16 protein-coding genes are annotated in these 20410 nt (G+C 45.0%); 10 read left to right on the top strand and 6 right to left on the bottom strand.

Features of this window, described 5'->3' with window-relative positions; all coding sequences use genetic code 11:
- Positions 1 to 9 precede the first annotated feature (9 nt).
- The 4 genes from MHN09_RS06750 to MHN09_RS06735 all read left to right on the top strand — a co-directional run bounded on the left by MHN09_RS06750 (position 10) and on the right by MHN09_RS06735 (position 7051).
- Positions 10 to 3117 (top strand): efflux RND transporter permease subunit, encoded by a 3108-nt coding sequence (locus tag MHN09_RS06750; RefSeq protein WP_239239763.1) that lies wholly within the window; start codon positions 10 to 12, stop codon positions 3115 to 3117.
- A 532-nt stretch (positions 3118 to 3649) separates the two neighbouring features.
- Positions 3650 to 4054: a phosphate ABC transporter substrate-binding protein gene (locus MHN09_RS06745; protein WP_239239760.1), complete on the top strand. Its 405-nt coding sequence runs from the start codon at positions 3650 to 3652 to the stop codon at positions 4052 to 4054.
- Positions 4055 to 4088: 34 nt separating this feature from the next.
- Positions 4089 to 5288: a topoisomerase IV gene (locus MHN09_RS06740; RefSeq protein ID WP_239239758.1), complete on the top strand. Its 1200-nt coding sequence runs from the start codon at positions 4089 to 4091 to the stop codon at positions 5286 to 5288.
- Between the two features lie 143 nt (positions 5289 to 5431).
- Positions 5432 to 7051, top strand: a complete 1620-nt coding sequence (locus tag MHN09_RS06735) for a methyl-accepting chemotaxis protein (protein ID WP_239239755.1) — start codon at positions 5432 to 5434, stop codon at positions 7049 to 7051.
- Between the two features lie 177 nt (positions 7052 to 7228).
- Here the strand turns inward: MHN09_RS06735 and rpoD are convergent, their stop codons facing one another.
- The 4 genes from rpoD to rpsU form a co-directional block, all read right to left on the bottom strand.
- Complete coding sequence (gene rpoD, locus MHN09_RS06730) at positions 7229 to 9061, bottom strand: RNA polymerase sigma factor RpoD (RefSeq protein ID WP_014948265.1); 1833 nt, start codon at positions 9059 to 9061, stop codon at positions 7229 to 7231.
- Between the two features lie 526 nt (positions 9062 to 9587).
- The gene (gene dnaG, locus MHN09_RS06725; protein WP_049587032.1) at positions 9588 to 11366 is read right to left on the bottom strand and encodes a DNA primase; all 1779 of its coding nucleotides are present in this window, start codon (positions 11364 to 11366) and stop codon (positions 9588 to 9590) included.
- 204 nt (positions 11367 to 11570) lie between these two features.
- Entirely contained in the window at positions 11571 to 12017 is a 447-nt protein-coding gene (locus tag MHN09_RS06720; RefSeq protein WP_239239752.1) for a GatB/YqeY domain-containing protein, read from the bottom strand.
- A 235-nt stretch (positions 12018 to 12252) separates the two neighbouring features.
- Complete coding sequence (gene rpsU / locus MHN09_RS06715) at positions 12253 to 12468, bottom strand: 30S ribosomal protein S21 (protein ID WP_012517258.1); 216 nt, start codon at positions 12466 to 12468, stop codon at positions 12253 to 12255.
- A gap of 520 nt (positions 12469 to 12988) precedes the next feature.
- On the opposite strand from rpsU, the gene tsaD reads away from it, so the two are divergent.
- Together tsaD and MHN09_RS06705 are read left to right on the top strand one after the other, a co-directional pair.
- Positions 12989 to 14014, top strand: a complete 1026-nt coding sequence (gene tsaD, locus MHN09_RS06710) for a tRNA (adenosine(37)-N6)-threonylcarbamoyltransferase complex transferase subunit TsaD (protein WP_131136110.1) — start codon at positions 12989 to 12991, stop codon at positions 14012 to 14014.
- A 192-nt stretch (positions 14015 to 14206) separates the two neighbouring features.
- Complete coding sequence (locus MHN09_RS06705) at positions 14207 to 15523, top strand: ectonucleotide pyrophosphatase/phosphodiesterase (RefSeq protein WP_239239750.1); 1317 nt, start codon at positions 14207 to 14209, stop codon at positions 15521 to 15523.
- Here MHN09_RS06705 and plsY read toward each other — a convergent pair.
- Positions 15513 to 16115: a glycerol-3-phosphate 1-O-acyltransferase PlsY gene (gene plsY / locus MHN09_RS06700; protein ID WP_014948270.1), complete on the bottom strand. Its 603-nt coding sequence runs from the start codon at positions 16113 to 16115 to the stop codon at positions 15513 to 15515. The genes MHN09_RS06705 and plsY overlap by 11 nt on opposite strands.
- Positions 16116 to 16396: 281 nt before the next feature.
- Between plsY and folB the strand changes: the two genes are divergently transcribed.
- The 4 genes from folB (at position 16397) to MHN09_RS06680 (ending at position 18617) form a co-directional block, all read left to right on the top strand.
- Entirely contained in the window at positions 16397 to 16750 is a 354-nt protein-coding gene (gene folB / locus MHN09_RS06695; protein ID WP_014948271.1) for a dihydroneopterin aldolase, read from the top strand.
- Positions 16750 to 17244 (top strand): 2-amino-4-hydroxy-6-hydroxymethyldihydropteridine diphosphokinase, encoded by a 495-nt coding sequence (folK, locus tag MHN09_RS06690; protein ID WP_239239747.1) that lies wholly within the window; start codon positions 16750 to 16752, stop codon positions 17242 to 17244. Before folB ends, folK begins: the two co-directional genes overlap by 1 nt.
- Positions 17245 to 17252: 8 nt before the next feature.
- Complete coding sequence (locus MHN09_RS06685; protein WP_014948273.1) at positions 17253 to 18053, top strand: undecaprenyl-diphosphate phosphatase; 801 nt, start codon at positions 17253 to 17255, stop codon at positions 18051 to 18053.
- 192 nt (positions 18054 to 18245) lie between these two features.
- A complete protein-coding gene (locus MHN09_RS06680) occupies positions 18246 to 18617 on the top strand; it encodes a histidine triad nucleotide-binding protein (RefSeq protein ID WP_014948274.1) in 372 nt (123 codons plus the stop codon).
- A gap of 82 nt (positions 18618 to 18699) precedes the next feature.
- On the opposite strand, the gene MHN09_RS06675 is transcribed toward MHN09_RS06680, so the two are convergent.
- Complete coding sequence (locus MHN09_RS06675) at positions 18700 to 20394, bottom strand: Zn-dependent hydrolase (protein WP_239239745.1); 1695 nt, start codon at positions 20392 to 20394, stop codon at positions 18700 to 18702.
- Positions 20395 to 20410: the final 16 nt, after the last annotated feature.

Genomic DNA, 20410 nt, shown 5'->3' with positions numbered 1-20410 from the left:
CTTGCCGTCATGTTACTGTCAGACGTTTCTGTAAAGCGCCCCGTTTTTGCAACAGTTATCAATTTACTGCTGATCATTTTCGGTATTGTCGCTTTTACCATGTTGAGTTTGCGTGAATACCCTGATATCGACCCACCGATTGTCTCGGTGAGTACGACCTACACAGGGGCATCGGCTAATATTGTTGAGACTCGGATCACCCAGCTATTGGAAGATAGAATATCGGGTATAGAGGGGATAAAAAACGTTACCTCGACCTCTCGTAATGGTCGTTCAGACATTACTATTGAATTTAAGCTCTCTCGTGACATTGATGCTGCCGCGAATGACGTGCGCGAGCGAGTAAGTCGCGCACTCAATAACTTGCCTGACCAAGCTGATCCTCCTGAGGTGTCTAAAGCAAATTCCGATGAAAGCGCCGTGGTATGGTACAACCTGCGAAGCACAAACCTAAATACCATGGAGCTAACTGACTACGCCGAGCGCGTATTAGTGGATAGGCTTTCAATTGTCGATGGTGTCGCCCGAGTTCAAATTGGGGGAGGCAGGCGCTATGCCATGAAAGTGTTCTTAGACCGCAATGCAATGGCGGCAAGAGGTATTACGGTAAACGATGTAGAGCAAGTCATTCGCGCCGAGAATGTGGAATTACCGGCGGGGGAAGTGGAAAGTACTGACCGTAACTTTGAAGTACGGGTTGCGCGAACCTTTCTTACACCTGACGACTTTGCCGCGCTGACGGTTGCGATAGGCGACAACGGCTATCTTGTGCGGCTTGGCGAAATAGCCCATGTTGAATTAACCGCCGAAGATGACGAAACCGAGTTTCGTGGTGATGGGGTCAATATGATTGGACTCGGTATTATTAAGCAGTCCAAAGCCAACACCTTAGACGTTGCCCGTGCAGCGAAAGCGCAAATTGAAAGAATTGAAGCCACCCTTCCTGATAATATTTTTATTGTACCCAGCTATGATTCGTCGGTATTTATTGAGGCGTCGATTGATGAAGTATATGAGACTTTAGGTATAGCGATGCTAATGGTGGTGATCGTTATTTACCTTTTCCTAGGTAATATTCGCGCCACGTTGATTCCGGCAGTTACCGTACCCGTTTCTATTATTGCCGCTTTTATCGTGATGTATGCACTGGGGTTTTCGATCAACCTTCTTACCCTGCTTGCTATGGTGCTAGCCATCGGTTTGGTGGTGGATGACGCCATAGTTGTGCTTGAGAACATCTACCGACGCATAGAAATGGGCGAACCACCTATTTTGGCCGCCTACCGCGGCGCTAAAGAAGTTGGGTTTGCGGTTATTGCAACAACGCTGGTGCTTATTTCTGTGTTTGTACCGTTGGTTTTCCTTGAGGGCAACATTGGAAGGCTATTTACGGAGTTCGCATTGGCCATAGCTGCTGCGGTAGCGTTTTCAAGCTTTACCGCACTTACGTTGTCGCCTATGATGGCGTCGAAAATCCTTAAAAAAAGAACCCGATCATCTGGCTTTGGAAGTTGGATGGACAAGCAGTTCTCTAAACTTGAGAACGGCTACTTCAATACGCTAGGTAAAACGTTGCATCAGCCTATTCTGATGCTGCTTATGCTTGCTATTGCTATCGTTGCATTGGTACAGCTTTCTGAAAAAGTGCCTAGCGAGTTCGTTCCCAAAGAAGACAGAGGCAATTTCTTCATTTTGATGAACGCGCAGGAAGGGGCTAGTTTCGAAAGTAACGCAAAGAATCTCGAAAAGATTGAAAGTATCTTAATGCCTTACCGCGAGAGTGGGAAAATCAATCGCCTTTTGGTTAGAACACCTGGTTTCGGCGGTAATGCGGGTATCGCAATTGTGGGGTCTGCAGACTGGGATGAGCGAGATTTCAGTACATTTTCGCTCATGGATGAAATCAGCGCCAAACTTAACAGCGTGCCTGACGTTCGTGCTTTTGCCATCATGCGCAGCGGGATTTCTGGAGGAGGCCTCGGCCGTCCTGTTCAGTTCGTCTTACAAGGCGATACCTACGAAAATCTGGTTGAATGGCGAGACATTGTTCTACAAAAGGCAGCGCAGAACCCAAGGCTCATTCGACTAGACTCCGATTATAAAGAAACCTCACCACAGCTATTGGTGAATATTAACCGCGACAGGGCCGCTGATCTTGGGGTATCAATTAGTGATATTGGCGGCACACTGGAAGTGATGCTGGGTCAGCGTAGGGTGTCAACATTCCTTGATAGGGGCGAAGAATACGATGTCATCATGGAAGGTATAGAGGAAGATTTTCGAAGCCCTAACAGCATAGAAAATTTGTACGTGCGTTCATCCCGCACTGGCGAGCTCATTCCTATGGACAATTTACTCACGTTTGAAGAGCAAGCCACGTCAGCACAGTTAAATCGCTACAACAGAATGCGTGCTGTCACTATTTCTGCCAACTTGGCGGACGGTTATACGCTAGGGCAGGCACTTGAATATTTAGAAAACATTGTAAGTACAGAGCTGCCTGACAATGTATCAATAGATTACAAAGGCGAGTCACAGCTGTATCAGGAAGCGGGTAATTCATTTGTATATGTATTTATGCTGGCACTCGCTGTCACTTACTTAATATTGGCTGCGCAATTTGAAAGCTGGGTGCACCCGCTAGTCATCATGCTGACCGTGCCGCTGGCGCTTGTTGGAGCCTATATCGGGCTATTCTTTAGCGATATGACGATCAATATATACAGTCAAATTGGTTTGGTTATGCTAATTGGACTTGCCGCAAAAAACGGTATTCTTATTGTCGAGTTTGCAAACCAGCTACGGGATGCCGGTATGGAGTTTGAATATGCGCTTAAACGCGCAGCCGCGCAGCGCCTACGTCCTATCGTAATGACCGGCTTCACTACGGTATTTAGCTCCTTACCACTTGTACTCGCGTCTGGACCAGGAGCAGAAAGCAGAATGGTTATTGGTATGGTCATTTTCTCTGGTGTTCTCGTTTCTGCCTTCATGACACTTTATGTTGTTCCCACCGCTTATAGTTGGCTGGCAAGAAACACCGGTTCTCCACTTCAACGAACAATGGAGATAGAGACGCTGGAGCAGTCAATCCCTTATAAAAAAGGCGAATCGTAACCATTATAGCGGGGTAAAGCCCGCTTAGCCTTTATTTTAGTTAATACACGCTCAACAAGGGCTGATTAAAAAAATATACAGGAAGGGGCTATAAGGGTTATCTTTCCGTATGTTTTTACATACGTAAATATCAGCGCTTATCACTAAGTGTTTTATGGTGAAACCCCTTAACTTACTGAAAAAGATAAAATAATTTGCTTTTTATTGCTCTCATCATAAATTCTTATTTGTAGCCATAATGCATAAAGGTATGTATTAGACATTTGTATAGTTGCTTAACTTACAACTTCATCTACACTTCGCGCCAAAATCAAACGCTTGTATAAGTCATTAATTTTTAAACGCTAAAATTTTCACGCTCAAATTGGCGAATATGGCAATTGTGACTAATACTTACTCCGTTGTATGAGTATAAGCACACACGCACATGTTTGTCTCAAGCCGTTTAAAAGCTTCCACTTTCCGTTCAAACGGGTGAGCAAGAAAGTTAAAAGCGAAGAGCAAGCATTCAACAGACTCTAGAGGACATATCATGAAGAAATGGATACTTGCAGCAGGATTGTGCTGTAACGTAGCTTTTGCCGATGTAGCAGTTATTGTTCATCCAAGTAACGCTGACACCCTCGATAAAGATAGCATTAGCCGTTTATTTCTAAATAAAGCAAAGGCGTTTCCAAGCGGTACGCAAGCTGAGCCAGTTGCGTTAGCTGAAGGCCAATCTGCCACTGATGAATTTAACGGCAAGGTATTAAACAAAACCGCAGCACAATTAACTGCGTTTTGGTCAAAACTAGTATTTACCGGTAAAGGTCAACCACCAAAAGCTCTGGGTAGCGATGCAGAAGTTATATCTGCAGTAGCAGGAAACCCTGGCGCAATTGGTTACGTCGACGCTGGCGCTGTTAACGACAGCGTACGAGTAGTCGCTACCTTTTAACTGACCGTTTATACAAAGAATTTAAGGAACACGCATGAAAACCAAACTTGCTATCTTATCTATGGCTGGCCTGTTAGCTACTCCGGCACTGGCTGATATTCAAATCAACGGCTTTGCAAACCTTATTGGTGGTATGACACTAGACGATGACGAGTCAGTATACGATTACGACAGCGACTTTAACTTCGACCCTGCAAGTGTATTTGGCCTTCAGGTTCGTGGTGATGTTAGCGATAAGCTCTCTGCGACCGCCCAGCTGGTTGGTCGTGGTAGCGAAGATTACGACGCCGATTTTGAATGGGCGTACATGACCTATATGTTGAACAACAACTTCAACATCAGTGCAGGCCGTCTTCGCATGCCTTTATTTAAGTATTCTGCTTCATTAGATATCGGTTACTCGTATCACTGGCTTACACCACCAGATGCTGTATACGGCATTGACTTCAACAACATTGACGGTGTTCGTGTTGACTACATGAACTACTCAGGTGACTGGGAATATGGTGCACAGTTTACCGTTGGTCGTACTGAGGCTGATACCACCATTTCAGGAACACCTGCTGCGTTAGAATTGGAAAACGTGGTCGCTGTTTCATTTGAAGCAACACGAGATTGGTTCAGTGCGCGTACTTTGCTTGCACGTGCTAAAACAAGTGCTGCGAATGCTGACTTTGACACATTTGTTGGTGGTTTAAATCAATATGGTGCCTTTATTCCTGCGGCGTCTTTAGCCGCTGAAGGCCTGAGCGTTAACGAAGATACAGGTACCTTCTTTGAAGTGGCTGTTGATATCGATAAGTACGATTGGTTTGTGGGTGCAGAATTTACCCAAACAGAAGTTGATGGCTCTGTTATTGCCGATAATAAAGCATGGTACGTTACGGCGGGTATGCGCTTTGGCAAGTTTACACCACATATTACTTACGAAGTTGAAGAAGCGGATAATGGTACTCAGCTAGGTTTAATTGCTGCATTGCCTGCTACGATTGCGACAGGTGATGCCGTGGTTGATGCTACTTGGAACGGCGCAAATGGCTCGCCGGGTATTTACCAAACTGCGGCAGGTATTGCTGCTCAACAGGAGCTAGATGTATCTGCAGTTACTGTTGGTCTTCGTTACGACGTTGAGCCAGGCTTTGCACTTAAAACTGACGTAACTTGGTATTCAGATGATCTAAACGATCTAAATGATGCAACACTGCTCAAAGTAGGCGTAAACTATACGTTCTAACTACTCGTTATGGCCTTGCATTTTGGTGCGAGGCCATAATTTCATTAAAGATTTTAGCTATTGGGTAGATAAATTAGTTATGATGTTCTTTCAGGTAAAACTGAAACGTAGTTAAGCAATTATAAAAAACAGTGGGATAGCTGATGAACTTTCTAAAAAAAATGCCAATTGCGACAAAGATTTTTCTCATACCGGGGATCGCAGCGCTAAGTTTTATTATTTACTTGCTTATCACTGTGTATACCGCACTCAATAATGGTGCAACGCTAGAAAAAGTTCAGAAAGTTCAATTTCCTGCCCTTCAACTATCAGCATCGACCTTAGTTGATATGCAAAAGGTTCGCGATACCCTTGCGAGCGCAGTGACCACTGGTGATCAAGACACCCTTACCATGGCGCAAGAGCTCGCCGAAGAAGCAAAAAGCGGCTTAAACCAAATTGCTTCTATTAGCCCTGAATTTCGTAGTGAAATTTCCCGCATCTCCTCAGGCTTTGATAATTATTTCGATGTTGCCTACGACGTATCACAGTCTATGGTCAACGGCACTGCCGACTTCAGTCGTTTAGGCGAACTCTCAGCCCAAATGAATCAGTCATACGATGGTGCCATCGCTGCGATGTCTCAATTTCGTGATGCTCAACAGGCGGCATTTGAAGAAGCATTTAAAAACACAGACAGTGCCAATACTTCGTTAATTAGCACAGGCGTCATTTTAGCCGTGGTTGTGACTATATTGCTGTTTGGAACAGCGGTACCTATTGTTCGCGGCATTAAGCAAAGTATTGATGACGTGGTTCGTTCCCTTAAAGATATTGCTCAAGAAAACGGTGACCTAACGGTTCGCATAGAAACCAAAAGCGAAGATGAAATTGGCGAGTTGGTGTATTGGTTCAACCAATTTATGGACAAACTGCAAGGCGTAGTGCGTGATGTGGTAGAAGCGAGTTTACCACTATCAAACCTAGCGCAGAACTTACGCGGTGTAACGGAAGAAACTCAGCGCACTATTGATGTACAGCAAAAGTCTGCAACCAATGCTAAGCGTGCGGTAGATACCATGAGTGGCTCTGTTGACGGTGTTGCACATAGCGCAGCGCAGGCGGCAAGCGACGCTAACAAAGCGACAACAGCGGCCAGTGAAGGACGTCAAATCGTACAGCAAACCGTTACCAGTATTCAGCAGCTTGCTGAGAACGTACGCGAAACCGCTGACGTTATAGCCCGTTTAGAGTCTGATTCTAATAAAGTTGGCTCGGTGCTGGATGTGATAAAAGGTATTGCAGAGCAAACCAACCTGTTAGCACTAAATGCCGCCATTGAAGCCGCAAGAGCGGGTGAGCAGGGTAGAGGCTTTGCGGTAGTCGCAGATGAAGTGAGAACGCTAGCATCGCGCACACAGCAGTCTACGGAAGAAATTCAAAGTACTATTGAACAGCTTCAAAATGCTGCTCACTCAGCGGTAGAGGTAATGTCTCGTGGTACCGAACAAGCAACTAGCAGTGTAGAGACGGCTAATAAAGCGGGAAGCAGTCTAGAAACCATTACTAGTACTATTGGGCGCATCAACCAAATGAACGAGCAAATTGCGCACAATACCGAAGACCAGCGCACTGTAGCGGTTGACATAGTTCGTCACGTTGACGAAATTCATGAGCGTACCGAGCAAACCGCAAGTCGTTCAGGTGAATTAGGCAGCATGTGTAATGAGCTTGCTGACCTGGCGCAGCACCTTGAGTCAATTGCGAAGCAATTCAGAGTGTAACACGCACTACCTTATCAAATGCTGTTTAGGGCCTCCGCAAGGGGGCTTTTTTGTAGGCGCCAATTACATTTCAAAAGTCATTGATACTAGCGCTAGTAAAGCGGAATTAGGATAAAACGAAGGCATAAAAAAATCCCCAGCCAAAGCTGGGGATTTTTAGTCAAAGCAATGCTTTTTCTATTCGTCTAAGAAGCTGCGTAGCTGCTCAGAACGGCTAGGGTGGCGAAGTTTGCGAAGTGCTTTCGCTTCGATTTGACGAATACGCTCACGGGTTACGTCAAACTGCTTGCCTACTTCTTCAAGGGTGTGGTCGGTATTCATGTCAATACCGAAACGCATGCGAAGTACCTTTGCTTCACGGGCAGTAAGGCCTGCTAATACTTCCTGCGTTGCATCTTTCAAGCTACCGCCAGTTGCTGAGTCGAGGGGCTGAATAATCGTGCTGTCCTCGATAAAGTCGCCAAGATGTGAATCTTCATCATCACCGATAGGGGTTTCCATCGAAATTGGCTCTTTAGCAATTTTAAGTACCTTACGAATTTTGTCTTCAGGCATTAACATGCGCTCTGACAACTCTTCAGGAGTAGGCTCACGACCCATTTCCTGAAGCATTTGACGAGAGATACGGTTAAGCTTGTTGATCGTCTCAATCATGTGAACAGGGATACGGATAGTACGCGCCTGATCAGCAATAGAGCGAGTAATCGCCTGACGAATCCACCACGTTGCATAAGTTGAGAACTTATAACCACGACGGTATTCGAACTTATCCACCGCCTTCATTAGACCAATGTTACCTTCTTGAATAAGGTCTAGGAATTGAAGACCACGGTTGGTGTACTTCTTAGCAATTGAGATAACAAGACGTAAGTTAGCTTCAACCATTTCTTTCTTCGCGCGACGTGCTTTCGCTTCACCGATTGACATGCGACGGTTGATGTCTTTGATATCTGCGATCACCAAGCCAGTTTCCTGTTCAACTTGGTTCATCTTGCTAATACAGCGCTCAATTTCTTCCTGATTTACAGCAAGGTCAGCGGCGTATGGTGCACCTGATTTAACTGCTTCATGTAACCATGCATTAGACGTTTCGTTGCCCGCAAATGCTTTGATGAAGTCTTTCTTCGGCATTTTTGCGTTAACTACGCAGAACTTCATCACTAGACGCTCTTGAATACGCACTTTGTCCATCATCTCACGCATGTTCTTAACCATGCGATCGAACTGTTTTGGAACTAGGCGGAATTCTTTGAAAACATCGCTTAATGCATTGATTTGCGTGCGAGAGTCAGCATGAGCTCGGCCTTTCTTCTCGATAACTTCACGAGTTTTAAGGTATTGCTCACGAAGCTCAGTGAAACGCTCACGGGCTAACTCTGGGTCAACACCGCTATCGTCTTCGTCACTATCGTCATCATCTTCATCGTCGTCTTCATCATCTAACTCTTCTTCAGATAATTCAGAACCAACGTGAGTAGCTGTTGGAGCAAGGTCTTGCTCATCGTTAGGATCAACAAAGCCAGAGATGATGTCGCTCAAGCGAATTTCTTCTGCTTCGTAAAGATCCCACTGGTCTAATAGATAAGTGATAGCTTCTGGGTATTCAGCAACTGAACATTGTACCTGGTTGATACCATCTTCAATTCGTTTAGCGATTTCAATTTCGCCTTCACGAGTAAGAAGTTCAACCGTACCCATTTCACGCATGTACATGCGAACTGGGTCAGTCGTACGGCCAATTTCACTTTCTACAGTAGCTAGTGCCTGAGCTGCCGCTTCTGCAGCATCTTCATCAGCATTCGCTTCTTGCATGAGAAGTTCGTCTGCATCAGGAGCTGATTCAGAAACTTGAATTCCCATGTCGTTAATCATGCGGATTATGTCTTCGATTTGATCAGAATCGACAATATCTTGCGGCAGGTGGTCGTTTACTTCTGCAAAGGTTAAGTAACCTTGCTCTTTACCTTTTGCAATCAGGAGTTTAATCTGAGACTGCTTGCTTTGCGCCATATAACCTACACTTCTCACATTCAATTAGTTTGCAATAGAAAAGACAACATACGTCTAGGTATGTTCCCCGTTCTGCTGTAGTACTGCTTTTGTATCAAGGCCGTTAATGCTCGATGCCACGCTGGTCTAAACCATTATGTTGCGATGCACATCTGCTCGGGTTCGGATCTGCCCGTTATGTTCGGCTATATCTTTGCTACTCGTGCTGCTGTATTTTTGTTCACTTTATAGTGAATGAGACACGTTTATCTGTGCCCACAGCGAATTAGCCAGTATAGCAGAATAAACGGTGGTTTTACCAGATTGATGGCCGATTTTTTAGCCAGTGTTTTTAAGCTATAAAACAGCGCATACTTACAGCGCGTATTCCAGACAGCGCGTATTCCAGACAGCGCGTATTCCAGACAGCGCGTATTCTAGCTAAACTAATCTTGTTAACTTAATCTCACTAACAAAAGCGTTTAAAAAAGCCTTATGCAAAAGCCTACAGAAGAACAGGCTAACCTCTAGGTCAGTTTGCCCAAGGTTAACTCTTCTGTCTTTCCCTCATAAGCAGGTTCAATTCCTGTTTTTCCGCCTGTGTCAGCGGCTGAACCCGCGAGCGTGAAATTAAGGTTTCAATGCGGCTATCGAAATGCCCGTCCAGTAAGCGAGCGAAGCTGTCGTTGTAAACCCGTTCAGCATCCTCGTCTTTAACCAAGTGTTCTTGTAACAATAATTTCGCGATAGTAGAAGAATGGGGATGGTCGCGGAAATTTTCAACAAGCTGCGCGGTTTTTGCTTGAGGGTGACTCACGCAATAGCGATGCACATCGCGTAATAAATCCATGCCAGCAGCGTTGCTGCCCGCAAAAATATCAATTTGAACGTCTTCACATAGTGTGGCTAATTCAGGTTTATCAAGCAGCAAGCGTATCAGCATGCGGAGCGGTGATAGTTTAGGCTTGTTTACTTGATTGCGATTCGGAGAATAAGCTTGCTTCGAACCTTGATTGGCTTTGGTGATATCTTGCTGAAGTTTAAATCGGTCAAACTCGCCAGTGTGCTTGGCTAATTCTTCCAGCAGCATTTGCTTTTGATCATCACCTAATGTGCTCTCAATAAGCGGCATTGCCGCTTTCTTAAGGGCAATTTTACCTTCCGGCGTGCCCACATTGTGCGTCTTTAATAAGTTTTCAAAGAAGAAGCGGGATAACGGCATGGCGTCATCTAGCATTTCCATAAACGCATCTTTCCCCACCTGACGCACCATAGTGTCAGGGTCCTCGCCGTCGGGTAAGAATAAAAACGAAATACGCACGCCGTCTTTTAACGCGGGCAGGGCGTTTTCTAACGCGCGCCATGCAGCTTCACGCCCTGCGCGGTCACCGTCATAACAGCATACAATGTGAGACGTAGCGCGAACCAGCATTTGAATATGTTCAGGTGTGGTAGCTGTACCTAGCGCAGCAGTAGCAATATTAATGTCGAATTGACTTAGCGCCACTACGTCCATATAGCCTTCTACAATAACGACGGTATCCAGGCTACGATTTTTTTGTCTGGCAGAATAAAAGCCAAAGAGCTCACTGCCTTTGTGGAAAATGCGGGTTTCTGGCGAGTTTAAGTATTTAGGGCCGCCGTCATCTAATACTCGGCCGCCGAAACCCACAACACGACCCCGTTTGTCCCTGATAGGAAACATAATGCGGTCGCGGAAGAAGTCGTAGGTACGCCCTTGGTCGTTTTTATTGACCAGTTTTAAGTCGACCAGTTGCTTGATGCGCTGTGGATCTTTGCCAAAGGTATTTAGCAACGCGTCCCAACTGTCTGGTGCGTAGCCAATTTCCCATTGCTTAACGATATCGCCGCTTAATCCACGGTTTTTCAAGTAGTCGATGGCTTTTTTGCTATTACCATTTTGACGTAACTGGTGCTGGAAGAAGCGCGCAACTTGCTCCATGACTGCATAATCGTCTTGCTGTTGCTGCTTTTTCTCTTCGCTCATGGCAGGGCGACTGCCCTTTTCACGGGGGACTTCAAGCCCGTGATAGCGCGCTAGCTCTTCAATGGCCTCGACAAATTCTAAGCGGTCGAACTCCATAATAAACGAGATAGCGTTACCGTGAGCGCCACAGCCGAAACAGTGGTAAAACTGTTTGTCTTGACTAACAGTGAAAGATGGCGACTTTTCGTTATGAAAAGGGCAGCACGCTTGGTAGTTTTTACCTGCTTTTTTAAGTTTAACTCGGCTATCTACTACTTCTACCACATCGGTACGTGACAGCAGGTCGTCTATAAAATCGCGAGGTATCTTTCCAGCCATGAGGGTACTTTCAAAAAGGGTTAGTTAAAAAAGATTCAGTTCAAAAAGAATGAGAAAAGCACAAGTCGTAACTGCGCTTCAAGCGACAGGCTACAACATTATGAAAACAGTAATCTACTTTAACAGGGAAGTGTAAAAATGAGAACAATGAAGGTGTGACAATGCACACCTTCCACACGCTTCTCTTTTACGAAAGGGCAGAGTTTAAGCGTTCAAACGCGCCTTAATTTTTGCACTCAAAGCACCCATGTCGGTGCGGCCTTGAACCTTAGGTTTCAAGGCGCCCATGACTTTACCCATATCCTGCATACCCGATGCTCCGGTCGCAGCCATGGTTTCGTCGATAAGTGCATTTAGCTCATCGTCAGTCAAAGGCTGAGGTAAGAAATCTTCAATGTAAGTGATTTCTTCACGCTCTTTGCTAGCTAGGTCGTCGCGATTGGCTGCGCCGTATTGCGCGGCGGCGTCTTGGCGCTGCTTAACCATTTTGGTTAGTACCGCTAAGATTGCACTGTCGTCTAGCGTAATTTGCTCATCGATTTCTTTTTGTTTAATGGCAGCCATTGCCATACGAATAGTACCAAGACGTACTTTTTCTTTTGCACGCATCGCATCTTTTTGCGCAGCTTTTAAATCATCAATTAGTGCCATGATGTTTCCTGATTTTTTATTAGTAGAGTTTATACCAATCCGCATAGATCATTGCCCACTCAGAAGATAATGATCTATGCGGACTGGTATTATTAAGCCCCAGGTTGAAAATCAAATGTAACCATTTGAAAAGGAAAAAATGGAGTCGATAAGAATAAGGCCAAAAAATAGAGGCCCAGAAACGCGAAAGGTGCTGCAATTGCAACACCTTTCAGACTCGTTACTTAACCCTGTATTAGTAGAGTTTTACGCGACGTGCGTTTTCACGAGCTAGCTTCTTAAGATGACGCTTCTTAGCGGCAGCTTTCTTGCGCTTGCGTTCCCAAGTTGGCTTTTCGAAGAATTCACGACGACGAACTTCAGAAAGAACACCTGCTTTTTCACAAGAACGCTTAAAACGACGCAGCGCCACATCAAACGGCTCGTTTTCTCTAACTTTAACGATAGGCATTAAACACTCACCTCAAAACTTTTACTGTGTAAATCCGGGTAAAATTGTGCGCTAAAAAGGCCACCCGGGTTAAAAATGGTGCGAAATTCTAATCATATCTACAGAGAAAGTAAAGGATGAATTGCCAAAAAATAGCCAATATTGTGCATTTACCGTTCATTTACCTGTTCACTGGCATTCCATGAATGCAGGATTAAAGGTAAACTCTGCGCTCGTTAAGCACCGTGTTGTTTAACTCGGCTTGTATAAGCGCCCTTTTCAGAATGTTCTCTTGCTTAATTCCCTTTTGAAAAATGGTGATCAAAAGTGTGGAATCAGATGATCCTGACTAGGGTAGTGTTATGATCGCGGCGGGATCATAAAGATGATCGCATCAGATCGCCAGAATTATTTTCTCAGTTTTTGATATTTGCTTAGTCATTATGGCTCTCAACAATTGTGTGAACACGTGTTGTGATAAAAAGACGACAGCAAATCCAAAAACGAAGCATTGAAGTTAGTAGTAAAAGGGTTACTCCCCATGCGTATTTTAGGAATAGAAACATCTTGTGACGAAACTGGCATCGCCGTTTACGACGATGAAAAAGGGTTGCTGTCGCACGAACTATATAGCCAAGTAAAGCTGCACGCAGACTATGGTGGTGTTGTGCCTGAACTTGCGTCACGGGACCACGTGAGAAAGATCATTCCTTTAATTGAAAAGGCTATGGAAGACGCTAACACCCAACCATCAGAGATCGACGGCGTTGCTTTTACCCAAGGCCCCGGTTTAGTGGGCGCATTGTTAGTGGGTTCGTCTGTCGGGCGTTCATTGGCCTACGCGTGGAATGTGCCAGCAGTGGGCGTTCATCATATGGAAGGGCATTTATTAGCGCCTATGCTTGAAGACGACGCACCTGAATTTCCTTTCGTTGCTTTATTGGTTTCAGGTGGCCACTCAATGCTAGTTAAAGTCGAAAGCATTGGTCAATATGAAGTACTTGGTGAGTCTATTGATGATGCCGCTGGTGAAGCCTTTGATAAAACCGCCAAGTTACTTGGCCTTGATTACCCAGGCGGCCCTCTTTTAGCAAAATTGGCTGAAAAGGGAGAAGCGGGACACTATAAGTTTCCTCGCCCGATGACCGACAGACCAGGACTAGATTTCAGTTTCAGTGGTTTAAAGACCTTTGCGGCGAACACCATTCGCGATGCTGACCTAACCGGTGGTGATGCTGAGCAAATTAAAGCCAATATTGCCTACGCGTTTCAAGAAGCAGTAGTTGATACGCTTATTATAAAATGTAAGCGAGCATTAAAGCAGACTGGCATGAAGCGTTTGGTTATTGCTGGCGGCGTAAGTGCAAATACAATGTTGCGCAGTGAGATGAAAGCCCTGATGCAAGAGCTAAAAGGTGAGGTGTTTTATCCTAGCTTAGCGTATTGTACAGACAATGGTGCCATGATTGCTTATGCGGGCATGCAGCGTTTGAAAGCTGGGGAAACCTTGGCCTTGTCTTCACAAGCCAAGCCGCGCTGGCCCCTTGATACTTTATCGGCGATTTAGGTATTCATAAAAAACCGGTAATTAGGCGCCACACCTCGTTGTAAACGCTACTATGTCTTCCCTACGTTCACTGGGGAAATATTGAGCATAGCAAGCAGGTAAAATAAAAAAGCATAAATAAAAGGCAATGGGAGCGCATTCCATTGCCTTTTGTTTTACTAAAATGAACCTTGAGTAAGGACGTTAAAAACCATGCGCTTAGCAAAAGACGGAACAAAACAAAATGCACCGCTATTCAATTTAGCATTGTCGTTATTTATTTTGCTTACTTTTGCAGTGCTCACTGCGTCCAATGCATTTGCATCAAGCAAAGCACCCTTGAATGATTCTGTAAAAGGCCTGAAGCAAGAGCAGCAAGATCAGTATGTCGTGCTCATTTCTCTTGATGGATTTCGCCACGACTATATCGAATTACACAACGCGCAACACCTTGGTGCTATTGCAAAGAAAGGGGTAAGAGCGTCGTCTATGACCCCTGTTTATCCTTCAAATACCTTTCCCAACCATATTTCACTGATCACTGGGTTATTACCGAAACACCACGGCATCGTGAACAATCGATTTTTTGATAAGTCTCGCCCAACGAAAGAAGGCTACGCGCAGTACAAATTGGGTTATGGCGGCATGGACAGCACGTGGATTACGGCAACGCCGCTATGGAACTTAGTGGAATATCATGGCATGAAGGCAGCTACCTTCTTCTGGCCGGAGTCTGATTCACGCATATCAGGTACCTTGCCTAGCTACTTCTATCACTACTCTAAATACGCCGATTACCAGCAGCGGGTAGATCAAATTATAACTTGGTTGAAACTGCCTGAGGTGTCGCGCCCTCGCTTTATTGCGGGTTATTTCTCGCTTACCGATTCGGTTGGACACGACGAAGGACCTTCTGCCGACAAAACCAATGATGCGGTGCAGGAAGTGGATGCGCTTATTGGTCAACTTTATGAACGCATTAACGCATTAGATTTGCCGGTAAACTTGGTAGTGGTGTCGGATCACGGCATGACACCCATTGATGAAAGTCAGCTTATAGAAGTTGAGTCTTTATCTATAACTGATAGCTTCATTATTGAAAATGAGGGAGCGCAAGTTCATCTTTACGCCAAAGTGGGCGTGAACGATAAACAAATCACCGAAGAAACAGAACGTCTTACCCATATAGCCGAAAACCGTTACATTGTGCTTAACGATACCCAGCGCGCTGAGCGACATATGGAAGTGGGAAATAGAACCGGCGATATTATTATTGAGATAGCCCCGCCAGCACGCTTTAAAAACGCCAACAGCATGCATATTAGTAAAGGTGGGCATGGCTACATGAACACGCTGCCTGATATGGGGGCGACGTTTGTAGCAGTGGGACCTGCGTTTAAAACGAATACCACCCTACCTGTGTTTAGTAACCTGGAGGTTTATCCTGCGTTGGCCAAAATACTTGGCATTGCGCCGGTTACGCCGATAGATGGTAAGTTAGATGTGCTGGAAAAGGCGCTTACTCTTTAACTTTTCCCTTATCCCATACTTTACTTTCATTGCCCGCTAAAAGACGGGCAATGTTGTCTTTGTGGCGTAGAATGATAAGCAGCGAAAGCATTGCCACGGGCACGGTATATAAAGGCTTAATCAAAAATGTAAATAACGGCGCAAGAGATACTGCGATAAGCGCGCCTAATGAAGAATAGCCCGTAAGAAACACCACTACTACCCAACTCAAAATAAGCAAACCTGCTAAATCGAGGCCTATAGGGAGCATAGCGCCAAACGCAGTGGCGACGGCTTTTCCACCTTTGAAACCAAAATAGAGCGGAAAGATATGCCCCAAGCACGCGAAAATAGCAATGACGCCTAACATGATTGGCTCTATGCCCAGAAAGTAACTGCCGTAAACGGGAATAGTGCCTTTTAGTATATCCATGACAAGCACGAGGAGTGCTGGAACACGACCGCCCAGTCGATACACATTGGTAGCACCTGGGTTTTTAGAGCCGGCGGTTCGTGGGTCTGGTAAACCAAACAGCTGGCTTATAACCACAGCACTTGAAAGTGAACCGAAAAGATAGGCAACAGCGATCATCAAAAGAGTTAGCGAAATCATTTTGTCATTCTAATTATTAAAAATATTGCCTTTTATTACGTTAAATTTGGTGTGTGCAAGTTCAATGGGCTTTAGTCGCATTAAATTGTGAAACCTTGGTTGCTCCCAGTTGTCATACAGCGGTATAGTTGTGCCACACAAGCGTAAAGCTACTCCATCCAAACGCGATATACCACCGTTTACCAGCAATATGTGGGTGAAAGCGCAGTAGTAAGACCAGTAGTAGGGCCAATATAAACGGCGATAAACTGGTTTGATAACAGTACAAGATGAAAAATTCCATGGGAAAAATTTATATAACAGGGCTTGAAGTAGACACCCTGATTGGTGTTTATGATTGGGAGCGAGTAAGAACCACCCAGCTACTTCTTGATGTAACACTTGATGTTGATTTAAGCGCTGCGATGCAAAGCGACGATGTTGCAGACACTGTAGACTATGCAAAAGTGGCAGAGTGTATTGTAGAAGTAGGCAAAGAAAGCACATTTGAGCTACTTGAAGCTCTAGGTAATAAAGTGATGGACGCCGTTCTTGATAATTTCACCGTTGCGTCAATAACGCTTAAAATTGTTAAGCCTAATATCCTTCCCAATGCGCAAACGGTCGCTGTTGAAATGCGTAAAGAGCGCAATTAATGTCACAACACACCATCTTAATCAGCATTGGCTCTAATATTGAACGTGAGCATTACACCAAGCAATCTTTAGTTGCCCTGAAACAGCACTTCTCAGATGTTGCAGTGTCTTCGGTCTACGAGAGCGAAGCGGTGGGCTTCAATGGAAGCCCTTTTTATAACGCCGCTGCTCGGGCGACGACATCAAAAAGTATAGAAGAGGTGTGCGCAATTCTTAAAGCCATTGAAAAAGACAATGGCAGGGTGCATACAGACAAAAAATTCTGTGCCAGAACCCTTGATCTCGACTTGCTTACCTATGATAGTAAGGTGACCACAACCCCTGTGGTTTTACCTCGCGAAGAGATTTGCTACAACGCGTTTGTGCTTTGGCCGTTAGCTGAACTTGTTCCCAACGACATTCACCCTGAAACGCAAGAAACCTATGCCAAAATGTGGCAAAACTTTGATAAACAGAAACAGCAATTATGGCCGATTGACTTTATTTGGAGTTAAGCAAAGGAATGACACTTTTTGAAATTATTATTTTAGCAATTATTCAGGGCGTTACTGAATTTCTTCCTATCAGCAGCTCTGGACACTTGTTGTTGCCCGCTGAACTTTTTGGTTGGGTAAGTCAGGGCTTAGCGTTTGATGTCGCCGTTCATGTGGGAAGCCTGCTTGCGGTTATGATCTATTTTCGTCAAGAAATCGCTCAGATGACCGTAGCTTGGGTAACACAAGGGTTTAGCAAACAACAATCTACCGACAGTAAGCTTGCTTGGTACGTTATTGTGGCAACTATTCCAGCGGTTATTATTGGCTTTTTAATGAAAGGCTGGATAGAAGAAAACGCACGTACGGCGCTGGTAATAGCGGGTACCACTATTATTTTTGGTTTGCTGCTATGGTACGCCGATGCCACTGCAAAACGCGAACAAGAGCTAGAAGGACTGACACTTAAGCAAGCCATCTATATCGGGTTAGCCCAAGTATTGGCACTCATTCCTGGCACATCTCGCTCAGGTATTACGATGACCGCAGGTTTGATGTTAGGCCTTAAGCGCGAAGCGTGTGCACGCTTTTCCTTTTTGCTGTCTATTCCAGTTATTTTAGGCGCGGGGCTTTTAGCCACTCTCGACCTGCTTAATGCCAACGAAGCGGTAGACTGGTATGCGTTGCTTTATGGCGCGGCGTTTTCATTCGTAAGCGCCTACCTTTGTATCTATTTGTTCCTAAGCTGGATATCGCGTATCGGCATGCTGCCTTTTGTTATCTATCGCTTGGCGTTGGGCGTAATACTACTGTGGTTTGTTTTCGCTTAAGTAAAGAAAAAGGGCGTAGTCCTTCGTATAAGGGGGGCTTCGTATGAGGGGGCTTCGTATGAGGGGGGGATTCGCATGAAAATGTGCCCCAGCGCCGCACAATAGCACTTAATTTTTAATTATGTTCGCAGGCAAATGTTTTAACACCGCTAACATAATTGGTAATCACCTAATTGGTAAGGGAAGTGAGATATGGCAGAAACAATATTTGACAAAATCATCAGCAAGGAAATTCCAGCGGACATATTGTACGAAGATGAATTGGCGCTGGCGTTTAAAGATATAAACCCTCAGGCACCGACTCACTTTCTGGTTATTCCGAAAAAGCAAATTGCAACGGTAAATGATATAGCCGAAGAAGATCGCGAAGTGGTGGGGCACTTGTCATTTGTTGCAGCAAAAATTGCAAAGGAGCAAGGGTTTGCTGACCAAGGCTTTCGTACGGTAATGAACTGTAATGAATACGGTGGTCAAACGGTATATCACATTCACCTTCACGTGTTGGCAGGCAAACCGCTAGGCTGGCCTCCTTACACTGAAAACATGAAGCAACACGTAGAGTAGCGTGGAAAGATAAGAACACAAAAATGCCGCCCTTGATAGTTATCTCAGGGCGGCATTTTTATTTAATGAGTACAGTGCTTACTTAGTTAGCAAGCCCCAGTACTTTCTTACCTTGGTTGAAGTGAATATCAACTGGAATGCTCGCTGCCTCTAGGCGCGCTAAATCTGAAGCAAGATCGGGTTTAATCACACCCATAGTTTCTACTAGCTTCGCTACGCCATCGTAATCGCCATCACCTTGTAACGTAAGGATTAGTTCAGATAGTGCTTCTACTGCGGCGCCCATCTTCTCCATATTTACGCGATACATGCCGTCTTCTGTTTTCTCGAAGGCGCCTTGCTGGGCAAAAAAGTTAAAGCGGATCATGTTCGCTTTTCCATGTGCAGAACTTGCGCCGAAACGCACAGAACGGAAAATGCCAGCCATAAAGGTAACGTAATAATCTTCTAGTGTTCCTTCAGTGATTTCACCTTTTTCAAGAAGACTTTGCACCATGTACAAACCTAGAATATCCGCCTTGCCTTCTTCAAGAGCCGACGCATGCTCTTTAAGTGCTCCGCGCACAGTCCCTGTACCATCTAGGGTGTTCTTAATCCCTAAACCGTGTGCCACTTCATGAAACATGGTGTTCGCGAAAAAGGCGTCAAACGTAATGTGTTCACGTTGCTCTGGTACAATTAACGTATCCGCAATAGGCACCAAAATAGTATCGAACTTTGCACGCATTGCGTTTTTAAGCTGCAGACGGCGGGTACCTTTTTCTAGCTGTACTCGCTCATCATTGGGCAAGTTAATTGCAATGGTCTTACTGCCTGCATTAGAGTGGCCGGCATAATAAATAACATCATAAGCGTTAAGGTCTGCATCAGAACCTGGCATTTCCGTTTTATATGCCTCAGCAACCGGAAGGCCTTGCTGTAATTCAGGTAAGAAGGCCGCGTACTTAGCTAGCTTTTCACTCCATGCTAAATCTTTAATGAGTACATAGGCTTCAAACGCTGCGCGATAGCCAAAGAGTTGATCTTCGTAGCTTTCAATAGGACCGATAACCAGCTCAACAGGGTTGGTTTTCATATCCATCCACGCCATGTCAGAAGCCAGGTAGTCGTTTGATAGAAGGGCTTCAGAACGCAGCTGCAAATATTGTTTAAAGCTTTCATCTTCAGCAAGCTCTGACGCTTTTTTAAGTAAGTCAGACGCCTTCATTAATTCGCTTTTAAAGGCTTCAGAATAAGGCACCGAATAAAGGTTGCCCGCTTCATCGCGCTTCACCATGGAATAAAGGCCTTGTTTGTCGCCAAAATCTGCCGTGGCAAATTCCTCTTTTTCCATATCATGGGGGTAGAACTCAGCGCCCAGCGCTTTGTCTTCATAGCCACTTAAAAAAGGTGTATCGCCATTTAAGCGATCCCAAGGTCCATAGTTTATCGCTGCAAAGTGGCGAACTTTTTCGTCACTAATTGACGAAAGAAATGCATCTTTATCTTCAAAGAACGCTTGTTTCCAGAACAAGTCGTCCATGATTTTCGATGCATCAATTAACAGTGAAAGCATTTTGTGTTGATTGTCACTAAGGTGTGACAAATCGCTGGTAAGATCTACGCCGTGATAAATAGACAAGCGAGACTCATCAACGAGTAAGGTTTGCTCGGAAGCGGTTTCAGGCTTTGCCGTTTGAGTTGGTGTTGTATCGGCGCTTTTGCTGCACGCGGTCAGCATAAATAAACCCGCTACTGCAGCTGCAATAGGAGAATAAGTTGTAATTGTTTTTTTCATAATGACTCTTACCGTG

Source organism: Alteromonas sp. MmMcT2-5, from assembly GCF_022348315.1.
Taxonomy (GTDB): domain Bacteria; phylum Pseudomonadota; class Gammaproteobacteria; order Enterobacterales; family Alteromonadaceae; genus Alteromonas; species Alteromonas macleodii.
The sequence above is the reverse complement of the archived record's forward strand: the minus strand, read 5'-3'. Positions and strand labels throughout refer to the sequence as shown.